The 16684-nt window shown below is 71.2% G+C and carries 12 protein-coding genes; 5 read left to right on the forward strand and 7 right to left on the reverse strand.

The features are described from left to right. Positions 1 to 164: 164 nt before the first annotated feature. A complete protein-coding gene (locus WMF24_RS13515) occupies positions 165 to 548 on the reverse strand; it encodes a KGG domain-containing protein (RefSeq protein ID WP_437736800.1) in 384 nt (127 codons plus the stop codon). A 1183-nt stretch (positions 549 to 1731) separates the two neighbouring features. Here WMF24_RS13515 and WMF24_RS13520 point away from each other — a divergent pair. Continuing rightward, entirely contained in the window at positions 1732 to 2757 is a 1026-nt protein-coding gene (locus WMF24_RS13520) for a phosphatase PAP2 family protein (protein ID WP_437736801.1), read from the forward strand. On the opposite strand, the gene WMF24_RS13525 is transcribed toward WMF24_RS13520, so the two are convergent. The 5 genes from WMF24_RS13525 to WMF24_RS13545 form a co-directional block, all read right to left on the reverse strand. Then, positions 2713 to 4479 carry an ABC transporter ATP-binding protein gene (locus WMF24_RS13525; RefSeq protein ID WP_437738801.1) on the reverse strand — a complete coding sequence of 589 codons (1767 nt, stop codon included), beginning with the start codon at positions 4477 to 4479 and terminating at the stop codon, positions 2713 to 2715. The two genes, WMF24_RS13520 and WMF24_RS13525, sit on opposite strands and share 45 nt — an antisense overlap. 220 nt (positions 4480 to 4699) lie before the next feature. Continuing rightward, positions 4700 to 5035, reverse strand: coding sequence for a 4Fe-4S binding protein (locus tag WMF24_RS13530; RefSeq protein WP_437736802.1), 336 nt, complete (start codon positions 5033 to 5035; stop codon positions 4700 to 4702). Continuing rightward, a complete protein-coding gene (locus WMF24_RS13535) occupies positions 5032 to 6654 on the reverse strand; it encodes an FAD-dependent oxidoreductase (RefSeq protein WP_437736803.1) in 1623 nt (540 codons plus the stop codon). The genes WMF24_RS13530 and WMF24_RS13535 overlap by 4 nt, the downstream gene beginning before the upstream one ends. Before the next feature lie 204 nt (positions 6655 to 6858). After that, positions 6859 to 7521 carry a hypothetical protein gene (locus tag WMF24_RS13540; RefSeq protein WP_437736804.1) on the reverse strand — a complete coding sequence of 221 codons (663 nt, stop codon included), beginning with the start codon at positions 7519 to 7521 and terminating at the stop codon, positions 6859 to 6861. 375 nt (positions 7522 to 7896) lie between these two features. Further along, complete coding sequence (locus WMF24_RS13545) at positions 7897 to 9027, reverse strand: hypothetical protein (RefSeq protein ID WP_437736805.1); 1131 nt, start codon at positions 9025 to 9027, stop codon at positions 7897 to 7899. A 297-nt stretch (positions 9028 to 9324) separates the two neighbouring features. On the opposite strand from WMF24_RS13545, the gene WMF24_RS13550 reads away from it, so the two are divergent. From WMF24_RS13550 to WMF24_RS13565, 4 genes are all read left to right on the forward strand, one after another. Then, the gene (locus WMF24_RS13550; RefSeq protein WP_437736806.1) at positions 9325 to 9891 is read left to right on the forward strand and encodes a hypothetical protein; all 567 of its coding nucleotides are present in this window, start codon (positions 9325 to 9327) and stop codon (positions 9889 to 9891) included. Positions 9892 to 10418: 527 nt separating this feature from the next. Continuing rightward, complete coding sequence (locus tag WMF24_RS13555) at positions 10419 to 13595, forward strand: ATP-binding protein (protein ID WP_437736807.1); 3177 nt, start codon at positions 10419 to 10421, stop codon at positions 13593 to 13595. A 332-nt stretch (positions 13596 to 13927) separates the two neighbouring features. Next, positions 13928 to 14461: a hypothetical protein gene (locus tag WMF24_RS13560; protein WP_437736808.1), complete on the forward strand. Its 534-nt coding sequence runs from the start codon at positions 13928 to 13930 to the stop codon at positions 14459 to 14461. A 541-nt stretch (positions 14462 to 15002) separates the two neighbouring features. Continuing rightward, positions 15003 to 16031 carry a hypothetical protein gene (locus WMF24_RS13565; protein ID WP_437736809.1) on the forward strand — a complete coding sequence of 343 codons (1029 nt, stop codon included), beginning with the start codon at positions 15003 to 15005 and terminating at the stop codon, positions 16029 to 16031. A 189-nt stretch (positions 16032 to 16220) separates the two neighbouring features. Here the strand turns inward: WMF24_RS13565 and WMF24_RS13570 are convergent, their stop codons facing one another. Further along, on the reverse strand, positions 16221 to 16625 hold the full coding sequence (locus WMF24_RS13570) for a hypothetical protein (protein WP_437736810.1): 405 nt from the start codon (positions 16623 to 16625) through the stop codon (positions 16221 to 16223). Positions 16626 to 16684: the final 59 nt, after the last annotated feature.

The following is a 16684-nucleotide window of genomic DNA, read 5'->3' on the forward strand; positions in this document are numbered from 1 at the left end:
GCCGCGCCAGGCCCGCGCGGCGCTCGGCCGCGCCGGGACGACGATCCAGACTCGCGAAGGCCACCCCGGAAGCGCCAGAGGCGCCAGGAGCGCGCAGGGGGCGATTCCCCTGCGTCTCCGGCGCCTCAGGTGAGGGGCGCTGTCCTCAGCGCCGACCCCGCGGCTCAGTGGCTCTGCTGGCCCGCGCCGGCGTGCTCCTCGTGGCTGCCGCCGCGCTCCTCTTGCTCCTGCTCGCGCGCCTGGTTCTGCGCGTTGGTCGCGCTGTCGCCCCGCGCCTCGCCGCCCTTGCGCCCGATCTGGGCCATGTGGCTGCGGTTCTGGCTCACCGCCGCGCCGCCCTTGCGGCCGATGGCGGCCATGTGCTCGCGGTTCTGGCTCACCGTCGCGCCGCCCTTGCGGCCGGCAGCGCGGGCCTCCTCGGAGCTGAACTCGTGGGCCGTACCCTTCTGGTGCGCGGCCTTGCCGCCCATGCTCGCGATGGCGCGCTGCTGCTTCTGATCCATCGCCGCGAACCCACGACTGCTGCTCTGATTCTGCTGCTGTGCCATGACTTGTCTCCTTGGTGTCTGGTCGCATCGTTCAGCACGCTCCCAGGGCAAGCCAGGCGCAGCACCCCGCGAATCTCCGCTGAACGATGTCGTTCGTATCGGGTGACTGCAACGTGGATGCCATGGACAAGGAGCCATGGATACAGGCGTATTTCCCGGCTGATCCGGCGCGACCCTCCCGGAGCTCCGCGCGGCCCGGGGTCGTCCGGGACGCGCAAAAGCCGCGTCGATCCGCAAGAACTCCCGGCGCGCGCCGGGCTGCCTCGCGGCAGCGGAGGGGGCCGCGGCGCCGCGGGAGCGCGCTGCCCAGCCTGGCCGATACAGATTTTCCAGGCCCGGATCCGCCGCGCGGCAGACTGCCCCACCGCGGATGAGCGCACGGGCCATCACGCCCCGTCAGCGCGGGAGCAGCGGTGATCCGCGGCGAGCGGACGCGATGGAGCTCAGGACATCAGCGCTCCTCGGCGTGACGTCCAGCGCTCGCGACGTCGCCGACGTGACGCGGCGGCTCGCGCGCTTGTCGTGTCAAGTCCCTTGACGGGCTGGACCATCCGCGCGGCGCCGCGCACCGGCGCGCCGTCGCGCGATCCATGAGAGCGAGGCCCACGCGCGGCTCAGGCGGAGCACCCGTGACGACACGCCGTCCGCGCTCGACCCGTCGGCGTAGACCCTCGGCGACAGGTTGACGCGGTCCACCTCCGCTCTTGACTTCTCGGCGGCAGACCCTCGTCGGCAGACTGGCGCGGTAGGCCGCCCGCTCGTGACTTCTCGTCGGCAGACTCGCGCGGTCGGCGCGTCGAGCACGCAGGGAGTGCAGGGAGCGCGTCCGCGCAGATTCTGCGCGTCCGGGAGCCCCGGCAGCGCGCATCGGGACGCGCAGGGTTGGCGGGCGACGCGTACCATCTGCGCCGCTGCGTCGCCGCGTTCGCAGGCGCGAGGCCGCGCCGCGCGCGCTCGCCGCGCGCCGGCGCCCGGCATGGCCGGGCCGAGCCGTCCCGGGGAGGCCGATCCCGCGTGCGGGCGCCGCCCGCTGCTGTCACACATCGCGCAGAAGCCCGTCGAAAACTCGACGTGCGCGTGGCCCCCGGGTTGCTGTGATGTCACGGGCACGCCACACGTGGTACAGAGCGGCGGGGCTCCCGCTGCCAACGCGCGCACCACACCATCCCTGGAACATTCCCCCATGCACGAGAGGCTTACAACGGACTGTGGTAAGGTGGCCGGCTCCCGCGGGCTGGTCGACGTCGAGCGCGCCGGCGCGCTCGGGAGGGACGCGCTGCGCGCCCTGGTCGGCGTGTTCTCCCTCCACGACGTGATCCTCATCGGCTATCTCGTCGTGACGACGATCTGCCTGCTCTTCGCGCCGCCGAGCGAGGTGCAAGCCCAGTGCATCCACCGCAATCTGGCCGGCATCGCCGCCATGGTGTCCCTCTGCGTGTTCGTGCGGCGCGCCACGTTCGTGGCGCCGCTGCTCCGGAGCATCGTTTACCGGCTATCGCTCGTCGGCGCCTTCCTCCTCAACTACCTGTCGCTCCGGACCATCCTGCCGACGGTCCGGAGCGACAACCTCGACGCGGAGCTCCTCCAGCTCGATATCCTCCTCTTCCGCGTGGAGCCGGCGCTCTGGATGGAGCGCTTCAATACGCGCCCCATCGTGGAGTGGTTCTCGTTCTTCTACTTCAGCTACTTCTTCATCTGCTTCCTCTCGATGCTCCTGGCCGTGTGGGTGGCGCGCCCCGGCCGCGGCACGAGCGAGTACGCGGTCGGCACCTCGATCGTCTACTGCGTTGGCCAGCTCGTCTACATGGCGGTCCCCGCCTATGGCCCCATCAAGGCGATGGAGCACCTCTATCAGGGGCCGCTCGACGGCGGCTTCTTCTGGGGCGCCGTGAGCAGCGTCGTGCAGGCCGGCGGCGCGATGAAGGACGTCTTTCCCTCGCTGCACACCGCCGCGCCGCTCTGGTTCGCCCTGTACGCGTTCCACCGCGCCCGCACCGACCGGCGGCTCTTCTGGCTCGCCGTGGTGGCCGCGTTCTTCTCGTTCAACATCATCATCTCGACGATGCTCCTCCGCTGGCACTACGCGGTGGACGTGGTCGCCGGCGTCGCGCTGGCCGCGGGCGCGGCGTGGGTCACGCCGCGGCTCGTCCGCTGGGAAGAAGGCCTACGCGCCCGGATGGACCAGCCGCAGCCGTGGAGCTTCAAGTAGGCTCGCCCGCCGTCCCGGCTCCTCGGCGGCGCTCTCCGTGAGGAAGCCGTCGGACTGCTTGCTCCAGAGCCGCTGGTACGCCCCGCCCCGGGCGAGCAGCTCGGCGTGGGTGCCGTCCTCGATGATCCGGCCGCCGTCGAACACGAGGATGCGGTCGAGGTGGACGACCGTCGAGAGGCGGTGGGCCACGACGAGCACCGTCTTGCCCTTCATGACCCCATCGAGCGTGTCCTGGATGGCCTTCTCGGTGATCGAGTCGAGGCTCGACGTCGCCTCGTCGAGGAGCAGGATCGGCGCGTCCTTCAGGATGACGCGCGCGATGGCGATGCGCTGGCGCTGGCCGCCGGAGAGCTTGACGCCGCGCTCGCCGACCATCGAGCGATAGCCGTCCTTCATCTGCGCGATGAACTCGTGCGCGTGCGCCTTGCGCGCGGCGTCGACGACCTCCTCATCGGCCGCGTCGAGGCGGCCGTAGCGGATGTTCTCGAGCAGCGTCCGGTGGAACAGGCTCGGATCCTGCGGGATCAGGCTGATCTGCTCGTGCAGCGCGTCCTGCGTCATGTCGCGGATGTCCACGCCGTCGATCAGGATCTGGCCAGCGTCGATATCGTAAAGGCGGAGCAGGAGGCTGACGAAGGTCGATTTGCCGGAGCCGGAGAAGCCGACGAGGCCGACGCGCTGGCCGCGCGGGATCGTGAGGTTGAGCCCCTCGAAGATCGGGCGGTCGGGCGTGTAGCCGAAGGAGACGTCCCGGAGCTCGACGTGGCCGCGCTCGATCCGCGGCGCGACGGCGGCGGGCCTGTCGACGAGCTCGTGGGAGCGGACGATGGTGTTCACCCCGTTCGCGACGTTGCCGACGAACTCGAAGAACTCGAGGAAGCGGCGGCTGAGGTTGCGCGCCTCGTTGATGATGAGGAGCGACAGGCTCGTCGCCATGACGAACTCGGCGACGCCGATGTCGCCGCGCTGCCAGAGCCGGAGCGCCTGGTAGAGCGTGCCCACCTTGAGGAGCGCGGCCGACGCGAACTGGAACCACCGCACGCGCTCGGAGTACCAGTTCGACCGGCGCACGGCCCGGAGCTCCCGGGCGAGCTGCTCGTCCAGGTACTCGCGCTCGAAGCCGAACCGGGCGAAGAGCCGCGCGCTCGTGAGGTTCGTGACCGAGTCGACGAGCTTGCCCGTCGTCTCGCTCCGCGCGGCCGCGGCGCGCACCGCGTGCGGCTGACAGCGGGTCGCGAGCCAGTACGAGACGCCGACGAACAGCACGGCCCAGGCCGAGACGAACGCCGCGAGCTCCGGGTGGGCGCGGTAGAGCAGGCCGATCGAGACGGAGAAGACGATGGCGATGGGCCAGAAGTCGAAGAGGATGGCCCACAGCGTCTGCGAGACGCCCATCGACGTCTCGCTGATGCGGTGGGCGAGCGCCCCGGCGAAGTTGTTGCTGAGGTAACGGTGGGAGTGGTGCTGGAGGTACGCGTAGAGGTTGCGCGTCACGTTCTGGCGCTGCCACGGCCCGACGAGGATCTGGCACAGCCCGGCGGCGCGGCTGAACAGGAACTCACACGCGATGAGCACGACGAACAGCGTCAGCGCGCCGCGGACCTCGCCTGTCAGCGCGGCGCGGCCGGCGCTCGACTCCTGCGTCACGCCCTTGATGACCTGGCCGACGGCGTACGGGATCATGATCCCGGACGTGGCGTGGGCCGACTCCAGGACGAACATCGCCAGATACCAGGGGCGGTAACGGGCGACGAAGTGGAGGATGAACCGGAGCGGCGTGTCCGGGAGCGACGGCGCGCCCGGGGCGCGCTGCAGAGAGGTCTTGATTTCCACCGTATCCCCTGGGCGCCGAGCGCGCCCTCATGAGCCGACGGGTCGTCGCCCTCCGGCGGCGCTCGCCCCCTTGCAGGGGAGGGCGCCGCGCGGGAGCCTCACGCTGTGTTCACTGCCCGGCCGTCACGGCGCGGAACCGGAACGTGGGGTCGCGGTCCGTGCCGCCCGGCCTCGCGGCGCGCCACCCGAGGTGGTGCGCGTAGCTGCCCAGCCGGCCGTCCCGCTCGAGCCGCTCCTCCGCGACGGGCTCGCGGAGCTCCGCGAGCGGGCTCACGTACAGCGCGTCGGTCGGGCAGTAGAGCTCGCACATGAAGCAGGTCTGGCAGTCGTCCTGGCGCGCGATGAAGGGCGCCGCGCCGGGCCGCGCCTCGAAGACGTTCGTCGGGCAGACCTTGACGCAGAGGTTGCAGTCGATGCAGCGGGCGTCGCTCAAGAGCTCGATCACGCGAGATCTCCTCCATGGGGCTGCGGGTGAGGGGGCCGGCGCGGCTCGACCCAGATGGACGAGAGCCCGCCGCTGATGAGGCAATGCGCCTGGCCGGGATCGGTGCCCGGCAGGTCGGTGCGTTGGTGCAGCCCGCGGGACTCGGCGCGCGCGAGCGCGCTGCGGTAGCAGAGCCGCGCTGTGGCGAGCAGCGCGGCCGCCTCGCGCGCCCGGATCCGGGCGACGCCGGCGGCGTGGAGGTGCGCGCTCGCCTCGCGAAAGGCGCCGTCGAGCCGATCGAGCGAGGCCTCGAGCCGGTCGCCGCGGCGGAAGAGGTTCTTGTCGAGCGGCAGCACCTCCTGCTGGACGAGGTCGATGATCTCCCGGGCGTCGAGCCCGCCCGCCGCGGCGCCGGGCCGGAGGCCGACGGTCCCGGCGGCGCGCGCGGGCCTCTCCGCGGCGCGCTCGCCGAGGCGCTCCGCGAAGCGCGCCGCGGCGTGGCCCGCCCAGGTGCCGCTCGAGATGGCCCAGGCCGCGTTGGGGCTGCCGCCGCCGCTCGAGGCGCCGACGATGAGCTCGCGCGAGGCCGCGTCGCCCGCGGCGTAGAGCCCCGGGACGCTCGTCGCGCACGCCTCGTCGACGACGCGGATCCCGCCGCTGCCGCGCACGGTGCCCTCGGAGCGCAGCGTGACAGGGAACCGCTGCTGGAACGGGTCGATGCCGAGCCGGTCGTGCGGCAAGAAGCAGTTCGGCTGCCCGTCGCGCAGCCAGCGCTGGATCTCGGGGCCGGCGCGGTCGAGCACCGCGTAGACCGGCCCGCGGCCGAGCGCCCTGGCCACCGCGAGCATGCGGTTGCCGCGGGTGTCGATCTCCTCGCCGGACTCGGCGGTGAACGTCGCCCAGAAGTAGGGGAGCCCCTTGGTGACCGAGGCGTACGCCGGGCTGATGCCGTACTGGGCCGAGAACTCCATGCCGGAGAGCTCTGCGCCCACCTCGGTGGCCATCAGGTAGCCGTCTCCCGTGTTGACGTCGCAGCCGAGCGCCTTGCTGAGGAACGCGCAGCCGCCGCTGGCGAGCACCACGGCCCCGGCGCGGACGCGCCACGGGGCGTCCGCCTGGCGCGAGTAGCCCTGCGCGCCGGCGACGACGCCGTCGCTGACGAGCAGCTCGAGGGCGGGCGCGTGGTCGAGGATGCGGACGCCGGCGCGCCGGAGCTGCCGGCGCAGGAAGTACATGTAATCGGGGCCCCGCAGGTTGGCGCGGTACTGGAGGCCGCTGTCGTCGACCGGGAAGGGATAGCCCCACGCCGCGAGCTGGTTGATCTGCGTCCATGTCTCGTCGAGGACGCGCGCCATCCACTCGCGGTGGGCGAGCCCGCCGCTCCGCGCATACCGGCTCTCGATGGCGCGCTCGCGCGCGGCGCCCTCCGGCGTCACGTACCAGGCGCCGGTGTTCGCGGGGGCCGTGGCGCCCGAGGTGCCGCAATACCCCTTGTCGACGAGCACCACGCTGCGCGCCCCGCTCGCGGCGGCCCCGAGCGCCGCCCACGCGCCGGCGGGGCCGCCGCCGATCACCAGCACGTCGGCGAGGTCGTCGATCTCGGAGGCGAGGGGAACAGACGGTGTTGCAGGGGTGCTCATCGGGATCCGCCGCGGCGGGCCCAAGCACCAATCGGGCCAGGGGGGTTGTCCGCGTGGACGCGCGGTGAGGAGCTCGGCTGCTGCCTCAGCAGCAGCCGGGTGGTGATCGCCTGCTGCGGCGCGCGCAGGAAGGGGAGGGAGGCGGGCGCCGTCCAGCGATGCGGGCCGCCGCCGCCGCGCGGGGAGAGGCCGCGCCTCGGCCGGTCAAGGGAGCTCGCCGCCGTCGACCCAGCTCTTGAGCGTCGCCTGCTCGTCGGCGGTCAGGCACTTGGCGTTGCCGGCGTCCCGCGCCGGGTCGCCGGTGCACCTGGCCATGCCCGCCGACACGCCCGGCATGGAGCCGTCGAGGACGCGCACGAGGGAACACGCGCCCCTCGAGAGCCCCTGTCGCTTGCACGCCGCGAACTCTGCGTCTTGCTGCGAGGAGTCGTAGCTGATGCTGAAACCGCCGGCGGGCATCGCAGGGGTTGTGTGGCAGGGCGCGCAGCGCGCCATGAGGATGGGCTCCACGTCCGCCCACGCCGCGGCGTCCGCAGGCGCGCCGCCGGCGCCGCCGCTGCCGCCGCCTTCACCGCTGCCCGCGCCGCCGTCACCGCCGCCGTCACCGCCGCCCGCGCCGCCGTCGCCGCCGCCCGTGGCGCCCGCGCCGCCGTCACCGCCGCCGGCGCCGCCGTCGCCGACGCCCGCGCCGCCGTCACCGCCGCCCGTGCCCGTGCCGCTGGTGCTCGTGCTGGTGCTGGTGCTGGTGCTCGTGCTCGTGTTCGCCGAGCTTGCGTTCGAGTCGTCGTCGCCGCACGCCGCGACCGCGAGGAGCAGCGCGCCGGCGGTCGTGAGGAAACGGAACCGAGTATTTCGGATAAAGGACATGCGCCACGCATAGGCGACCTCGTTGCCGCTGGCAATTCCCGTGGCATCGAGCGCGAGGAGTTGCCTGTCACGATGATCTATTATGCTTTGGCTGAACCGCAAAATGCGCCAGAGTCGCACCGGGCGGCCCGGCTCCGGCCGCGACGCCTATCACGTGGCGGTCTGGGACCTCGCGCGCGGCGCTGGCGTTCGCGCCCGACGGCGCGCACGTGGCCGCGGCGACGATGCAGGACTTCTTCGTGCTGCGCGTGGACGCCTGAGGCCGCCGGTCGCGTCGGCTCGGCCGGCTGCGCGCTGGCCGGGCGGCCGACCTCAGAGCACCTCGCCGGGGTGGGCGAAGAACTCGCCGCCCCCGAACCCCTCGATGAGGACGCCCTACGTCGCGCAGAAGGGCTGCCACTGGCAGTCCGGATCGCTGCAATCGGCGAGCCCGTCGCCGTCGTCATCGTAGCCGTTGCTGCAGGCCACGTCGTTGTCCTCGGGCCACCACGCGCAGAAGGGCTGCCACTGGCAGTCCGGATCGCCGCAATCCGTGTAGCCGTCGCCGTCGTCATCGTAGCCGTTGCTGCAGGCCACGTCGCTGTCCTCGGGCGGCCACCATGCGCAGAAGGGCTGCCACTGGCAGTCCGGATCGCTGCAATCGGCGAGCCCGTCGCCGTCGTCGTCGTAGCCGTTGCTGCACGCCCCGTCGTTGTCCTCGGGCCACCGTACGCAGTAGGGCTGCCACTGGCACTCCGGATCGCTGCAATCCGCGTAGCCGTCGCCGTCGTCATCGTAGCCGTTGCTGCACGCCACGTCGTCGTTCTCGGGCCACGGTGCGCAGAAGGGCTGCCACTGGCACTCCGGATCGCTGCAATCCGTGTAGCCGTCGCCGTCGTCATCGCGGCCGTTGCTGCACGCAACGTCGTTGTCCTCGGTCCACGGTGCGCAGAAGGGCTGCCACTGGCACTCCGGATCGCTGCAATCCGCGTAGCCGTCGCCGTCGTCATCGCGGCCGTTGCTGCAGGCCACGTCGTTGTCCTCGCGCAGCGCCGTGTCGTCGACCCCGATGAGGATGTCGAGCGTCCCCTGGCCGACGGAGACGACATCGCCGTCCGCCCGGAACAGGAACATGACCGTCGACGTCGCGCCCTCATTGATGAAGACCGGCGTCGGGTTCGCCGACGTCAGGGTCGCCGGAAGGTACTGGTACCCGGAGCCCGTCCACCGCTCGAGGATCCAGCCGGGCTGCAGGTACACGTCATACCGGCCGACCGGCAGCACCTCCGTGAGCGCCGTCATGTCGCCGTCTCCATGGACGATCCGGCTCGTCGGCCCGTGGAGCTCGAACCACGCGCGGGACAGGCGGTACGTCTCGCCCGTGGCGCTCGTCCCGACGAGGGAGAGGCTGATCGAGCCGACATCGGGCGCCTGCTCGGCGCTCTCCGGCGCCTCCGCTCCACAGCCGACCGGGATCGTGAGGGCCGCCAGCATCGAGCACACGAAGAATCGTCGCAAGTGTCTCATGATGACTTCGTATCAGAGACGCTCGCGTATGAAAAGCACACTCGGCGAACGCGCGATGACGGCGCCCGGCCATCGTCCTCGGTCACCCATCACCACCTGAACACCCGAGCCACGCCCGAGCGCCCGGATCAGGACGGAGGGCGCGCTGCGCCGCCTGGCGGCCCTGCGGTCAACGCGCCCGGCCGGGCACGTCGCTGCCCGCCCAAGGGCTCTGGCCACGCGTGGGCGGACGGCTCCTCTCTGGCCTGCGCGCGAGGGGCGCGGTACCCTCGTGGCCGAGGGCGCTGGCGCGACTGGATGACCGACGAACCCAGGGTCAAGGGCGTGGCGTTTCGCTCGGTGTACGCGAGCCTCGGCAAGCTGCGCGGAGAGCCCCTCCAGAAGCGCAGCCTCGACGCGATGTGCGAGCCGCTGCGCCACGGCATCCGCTACGGCAGCATCGTCTCCACCGGCTGGTACCCGATCGCCTGGTACAGGGACCTCTTCCAGGCCATCCGGCGCGCCAGCGGCGAGGGCAAGGACCTCATCCACCAGATTGGCCGCCAGTGCACCCGCGACGACATGAGCGGCATCTACAAGGTCATCGCGGCGCTCATCTCCCCTTCCAGCCTCTTCTCCCTCGGTCAGCGCGTCTTCTCCAGCTACTACGCTGTCGGCGGCGTCCAGGTCCTCGAATCCCGCCGCGGCTTCACCCGCGCTCGCTGGAGCGGCTGCCGCGGCTTCGACGAGAACATGTGGACAGAGGTCATCGGGTCCTGCGAACAGCTCCTCGAGATCGGCGGCGCCCACCACGTCCGCCTGCGCATCCTCGCGGGCGGCGGGGACGACGACGAACACCTCGAGTTGACCGCGCACTGGAGCTGAGAACCCGCCGCGATCCGCAGCCGCAGGCCAGGGAGCCGCTGCGCCACGGGATGACACCACGTGTGCCCGGCCGTTCACGGGAAGGCCCCCGAAGTGACACCACGTGTGCCCGGCCGTTCACGGGAAGGCCCCCGAAGTGACACTATGTGTGACCCGCCGTTTACAGGAAGGCCTCCGAAGTGACACTATGTGACATCAGGCGCGCCCCCGCCGGCCTCCTGCCGAGGACCTGAGCCTCCTCCCGCCGGCCGAGGGCGGCATGGCCGCGGCTCGCAGGGCCGCCGGCCTGCCCGGGAGGCCGCCGGCCAGCCGGGACGCGGGCGACGTCGGCATCCAGCGTCGGCAGCGCCGGGGCCAGTCCAGCCCGTCCGCGCTCGCGCAGCGTCGCCGCCTTCGGCGCTCTCCACAAGGGCCCTGCTCGCGCGGGGCGGGCCGATCGCACCTTGCGCGGACAGCGATCTTCACTAAGCGCTCGGGATGAGCTGTCCCCCGCGTCGCGCGGGGCCGCAGGCGTGATGAGCGGACGGATGAAACATCGGTCGAGCGAGGAACGGTCAGAAGGGCGCGACTTCATCCAGGGCCTGGAAGACCTCACCCGCGTGGGCCCGGTGGACGACTCCGAGGACCACCTCCTCCAGGACACGGAGCTCCTGAAACAGGAGATCGCGCGCGCGAGCCCCGGCCGCGAATCCGGGCTGATGCGGCAGCTCGCGGCGCGTGTCGCGATGAACAGCGCATTCCAGTTCTGGGGCCTGCTCGACGCGCACGGCACGAACTGGGAGTCGAACTATCCGTCGGTCCACGGCGCGGGCGTGTCGCGGAGGGACGTCCACGGAGTGCCCTTCTGGGACTGCCCCTGGTGGCAGGGCTCGCCGGAGGCCCAGGAGCGGCTGAAGGACGCCGTGCGGCGCGCCGCGCGCGGCGAGTTCGTCCGGTACGACGCCGAGATCATCGGGGGCAAGGAGGGCAAGGAGAGCATCACGATCGATTTCAACATCAACCCCGTCAAGGACCGGCAGGGCAACGTCGTCTTCATGATCGCCGAGGGGCGAGACGTCACCGAGCAGCGGCGGCTCGAGCGGGAGGTCGCGCGGCACCGGGACGAGCTCGCGACGCTCGACCGGCTCAAGACGGAGTTCGTGGCCAACGTGAGCCACGAGTTCCGCACCCCGCTCACCCTCATCCTCGGGCACGTCGAGGACGCGCTGTCCCGCCCGGCGAGGTCGCTCGACGGCGAGGGCCTCGCGGCCGTGCAGCGGAGCGCCGTGCGGCTCCTCCGGCTCGTGAACTCGCTGCTCGACTTCTCCCGCATCGAGGCGGGGCGCCTCGACACCTCGTTCGAGCCGACCGATCTCGCGCGGCTGACCGCGGAGCTCGCGAGCTCGTTCCGCTCGCTGATCGAGGCCGCGGGCCTGTCGCTCGTCGTGGACTGCCCGCCGCTCCCGGAGCCCGTCTATGTCGACAGGGAGCAGTGGGAGAAGATCGTCTCGAACCTGCTGTCGAACGCGTTCAAGTTCACGATCGAGGGGCAGATCGCCGTCTCGCTGCGCGCGCACGGCGATCGCGTCGAGCTGTCCGTGCGCGACACCGGCGCCGGGATCCCGGCGGACGAGCTGCCGCGCATCTTCGAGCGGTTCCACCGGGTGCAGGGCGCGCGCGGCCGGAGCATCGAGGGCACCGGGATCGGGCTCGCCCTTGTCCAGGAGCTCGTCAAGGTGCACGGAGGCTCGCTGCGGGCCGCCAGCGAGCCGGGGCAGGGGAGCACGTTCACCGTGTCGATCCCGAGGGGCCGCGCGCACCTGCCGCCGGAGCGCGTCGCCGCGCCGGGAGAGCGCGCGCCGGCGGTCGAGCGCGCGCGCGTCGGCGGGCGAGCGCGCCTGTGCGCGCTCGAGTCGTCCCGATGGCCGCCGCGCGGGCGCGGCGATGGGGCGCAGGACGGCCTGGACGCGCGCGCCGGGGGCGATCCGGCGGCGCGCCGAGGGGACGAGCCCGGGGCGTGCCCGCGGGAGGGCGAGGGCCGGATCCTCGTCGCCGACGACAACGCGGATCTGCGCGAGTACCTCGTGCACCTCCTCTCGCGGCGCTGGAGCGTGGAGGCGGCCGCCGACGGGCGCTCGGCGATCGAGGCCGCGCTCGCGCGCCCGCCGGACCTCGTGGTGAGCGACGTGATGATGCCAGCGCTCGACGGCGTCTCGCTCTTGCGGGAGCTCCGGGCGGACCCGCGGACGAGGATGATCCCCGTGGTGCTCCTGTCCGCGCGCACGGGGGAGGAGGCGGTCGTCGAGGCGATCGAGGCGGGGGCGGACGATTACCTCACGAAGCCCTTCTCGGCGCGCGAGCTCCTGGCCCGCGTCCGGACGCAGCTCGAGCTCTCGCGGATGCGGCGGGAGGCGGTCGAGGCCGCGGAGCGGGAGCGCGCGCAGGAGCTGCCTCGCCTGCTCGACGCGGCGAGCGTGATGCTCGCCGATTCCCTGGATTATCCGACGACGCTCGCGCGCGTGGCGCAGCTCGCGGTGACCGTCCTCGCCGACTTCTGCCTGGTCGATCTGAAGCAGGACGACGAGGAGGGCGGCGGCTTCCGGCGGGTGGGCGTGGGCTGCTCGGACCCCTCGCAGGCGGCCCTGGCCGAGGAGGCGAGGGGCTTCGCGCCGGTGCTCGACGGCTCGTGCGACAACGCGCAGTCCAGGGTGCTCCTCGAGCGGAGGTCGGTGCTCATCGATCCGTTCACCGAGGAGCACCGGCGCGCGATAGCGCAGGGCGAGGAGCACCTCCGGGTGATGCGGGAGATGGGGGGGCGCTCGTTCATGTGCGTCCCGCTCGCGACGCGGGAGCGTGTCTTCGGGACGCTCACCTTCATCGCCGCGCGGTCCGGGCGCCGTTACACGCAGGCCGATCTCGCGGCCGCCGAGGAGCTGGCGCGCCGCTGCGCGCTCGCGGTGGACAACGCCCGGCTGTACAACGACGCCCAGCGCGCGATCGCGATCCGGGACGAGTTCCTGTCGATCGCCTCCCACGAGCTGAAGACGCCGCTCACCCCGCTATCGCTTCAGATCCAGATCCTGATGCGCCGCGCGCCGGAGCTCTGCTGTGACCGGGAGCACCTCGCGTGGCTCATGAGCCGGCTCGGGCTCGTCCGCCGCCAGAGCGAGCGGCTGCGGCGGCTCGTCGACAACCTGCTCGACGTCTCCCGCATCGCGGCGGGGCGTCTGGCCCTCGATCTGGAGCCTGTGCGGCTGTCGGACATCGCCCGGCAGGTGGTCTCCCGCTTTCATGAGGGGGGCGATCTCGCGGAGTCGGCCTCCCGGATCACGGTGAGCGCGGACGACGACGGCGCTTTCGGGAGCTGGGATCGGATGCGGCTGGAGCAGGTCATCGACAACCTCGTGTCGAACGCGCTCAAGTATGGCCAGGGGAGCCCCATCCACATCGCGGTCACCTCCACGTCGTCGACGGCCACGCTGACGATCGCGGACCACGGCATCGGGATCGCGCCGGAGCACATCGATCGGATCTTCGGCCGGTTCGAGCGCGCGGTGTCGGCGCGGAACTATGGTGGTCTTGGCATGGGACTCTACATATCCCGGCAGGTGGTCGAGGCGCTGGACGGCTCGATCGAGGTGAGCTCTGTCCTCGGCGAGGGCTCGACGTTCAAGGTCACCCTGCCGCTCGCCGGCCCGGCCGCCCTGCGCCGCCTGTCGGCCTGAGCCCCCGGGCGCGGCGGGGCGCCATCGCGCCAGCTGGCCATTGCCGTCTCGGCCTCTGAGCGCGAGGCCGCCAAGCCGTCGAATCCAGGCGTGTCCGGACCGTCGATGCGCAAAGCCGTCGCGTGGCGCTGCGCATTCCTTGGGGGGTGTTCGAGAAATTCAGAATGAACGAGCGGCCCGCCACGTGAGCGCTTGCGCGTCTGGCACGCCCGGAACGGTCGAGAACGGATCTGGCGCCGACTGGCCGGGTTTTCTGTTGACGCCCACCGGCCTGTCATGAACCATCGTTTGCGTCGTCACCCTACGGTCGCGATCCGGCCAGGGCTTACGCGATGTCCATGCGCTCGCACGGGGAGGCCTGTCTGCTCTGCGCCTGTGCGCTCGTCGTTTGTTCTGCGCCGGCACAGGCACTCGAGGTCAGCGGCGGCGTGGCCGTGGGCGGGATCCAGGTCGGGACCGAGCCCAGGCTCGCGTTGAGCCCTTTCGTCGGCTGGGTCTGGCGCAAGGAGAGGGACTTCCGGATCGAGGTCCACAACATGCTCAGCATCGTTCCAGGGGCGCGCGTGGGGATCTACGATCGGACGGCCGTCACGCTTGGATACGTCACGGAGACGGGCAACGTCAGCCTTGGTCCCTCCATGGTCATCTACGCGATCCCCGTCTGCGGTGTCGTGTTCTGTGACAGCGTGGTGGGTCTTGCTCCGGGGGTGCGCGCACAGTCCGACTGGTTCTTTGCTGGGCGTCTGGGCGCGTCTGTGAGCGCCAACGTGGATTGGGCTGGCGGGAGCAGCCGATTTATTCCTGATAGCTGGGTCGTGATGGTTGCTGCCTGGCCTGTCTGGAGATTCGGTGGGGAGGCGAAATGAACAAGCTGCTTGTTGCTCTATGTCTCGGTCTCGCGGGCTGCAACTTCGATGTCGGAGATTGTTACCTTCGGGGTGAGGGGCAGGGCGGTGCCGGCGGCATCATCATCACCGCGAGTGGGGTTGGAGGCTACGGGTTCGGCCCGACAGGAACCGGAGGCTTCGGGCCTGCACCGCCGCTGGAGCCGCAGGGCATCGATCCCCCTCCTCCCGTCTGCAACATCGCGGCCCAGAGCCCATGCAACGAGAAGTGCGAGGCGAATTACCAGGCTGATTCCGTCGCATGTGGCAAGGTCGAGGGCGATGCGCAGCGGAGGGCATGCGGCGACAGCGCTTACACTAATTATCGTAGCTGTAGGGAAAGCTGTGAGCGGACGGAGAGCACGGATTGTGACGACAAGTATCAGGATTGCCAGAACAGCGGCCCATTGTCCTGCCTGGAGAAAGTAGGAGGGCAGTCGCTCTGCTACCGTTGCTGGGAGCGATGCAGGGCCGGTGACCCTCCGTCAGCGCGGTGCCGCGCCTGCAAGTTTTGAGGATCCTCATGACCATCCACATCGCCACATCCGTGGACCTCGGAACGGTGGTTCGCCGCGGGCTTCGTGACTCTGTGTGCTTCGTCCCCGACAACTGGCTGGTGGGCCCCTGTTCCTCGGATCCCGAGGAGCACGCTCGAGCGCGGTGCGACTACTGGGCGCTCAAGGGACGGGAACGAACGCGGTTCCTCGGGTCGTTCCACGACATGATGAAAGCCGTCGATTCGCGCCGGCGCATCGTGCTCTGGATGTCCCGACGCGGGAGCGATACCGTGGCGTTCTGGGCGCTTTGTGCCTGGAGGCTGCTGCGGTGGCCCGACCGGCCGAACCTCGAGCTCGTCGTGCTGGGCGGCCCGGCAGAGGCAGACGACGCGACCGGAGTCGGCGGTGGGCTCATCCGTGTAACTCCCGCCGACGTTCGTCGCAGCCTGGACCACGCGCGTCCTCTCTCCCTGACCCGGGCTCGGGAGATGGGGCGCTCCTGGCGAAAGGTATCCGGTCGGACGCCGGTCCTGTCCGCCGCGCCTGGGCGCGCCGGTCGAGCGCGAAAGGATCTCGCGGAGTTGGGCACCTATCAAGCAGGATACTTTCCTCGGGCGGAGGGGCGCGCGCTCACCCTGTCGCGGTTTGACGAGCTCTTGTTCTCCTGCCTCGACAAAGACTGGATGACACCCGTGGACGTGTTCGTACACCGTTCATCGGCTGGCGACGAGCTGCGCAACAGGTGGACGACGCTCACCGGCGACATCTTTCTTGCCATGCGGATGCGGCAGTGGGCCGGGCACCGTGGGGCCGAGGCCGCGCTGGAGAGCACGCCGTACAGGCCGGACAGAGCACCTATGCTAGAAGCTCGCTATAGGTTGACGGCTGTCGGCGATGAAATAAAGCGACACGGGCTTGCCGAAATCGCTCAAGGAGCGCCGCTGCCGGTGTGGGGGGTCGCGGCGTACGACCCGGCGGTCCCCTGGGTCGTGGTCGACGAGCCCTCGGGGCAGCGCCTTCAGCGCCTCGGAGAGGGCGCCGCACAGAAGGGCTGATGCGTCGAGGGGCGCGTCGGCCCGGACGGGCGGAGCCTCCCGCCGCGCCGCTCGAAGAGCCGGCTGCCGCCGTGCGACCGGGCGCGGCGGCGGACGCACCGGCTCGATTCGTGGGGCTGTGACCCAGGACCGCGAGCGCGGCCGCGCCGCGGTCGAGGCGCGCGCCCGGAGGGCGGGGCCCTGCTCGTCTCAACGATTGCAGCAGAGCACGTGCGTGTCACCGGGCACGATCTCCCCGCTCACCACCGTGGAGTCGGTCGAGGGGGCGCAGGTAGGCTCGTCCTTCGTGAAGATCGACCGCACCGCGCCGATCCGCCCCTGGATCGTGTCTGTGCAGAGCGGCTCATCCAGCGCGGAGATGAGAACGGTTCCGAGATCTTCCGAGCAGTCTATCTGCCGGTGTAACGTGGTCTGCACGCGGCAATCGCCGCGGCTCGGCTCCCCACAGGAGCACGGGCTGCACGTGCGCGTGTCGTTGTAGAGGGGGAACTCCCACTTTCTCTCGTGGCCGGGCATGACGCCGGCGACGAGCAGGGCCACCGAGGCGGCCGCGCCGGTGCCGATGATCCAGGGGTTCGGCCCGGGGCGCGCCACCGGGAGCGAGCGCGCGAATGCGCCCTGACTCTCCGCGCATCGGTTGCCGTGGATCATTG

It is taken from the genome of Sorangium sp. So ce1335, from assembly GCF_051521615.1.
Classification (GTDB): Bacteria; Myxococcota_A; Polyangia; order Polyangiales; family Polyangiaceae; genus Sorangium.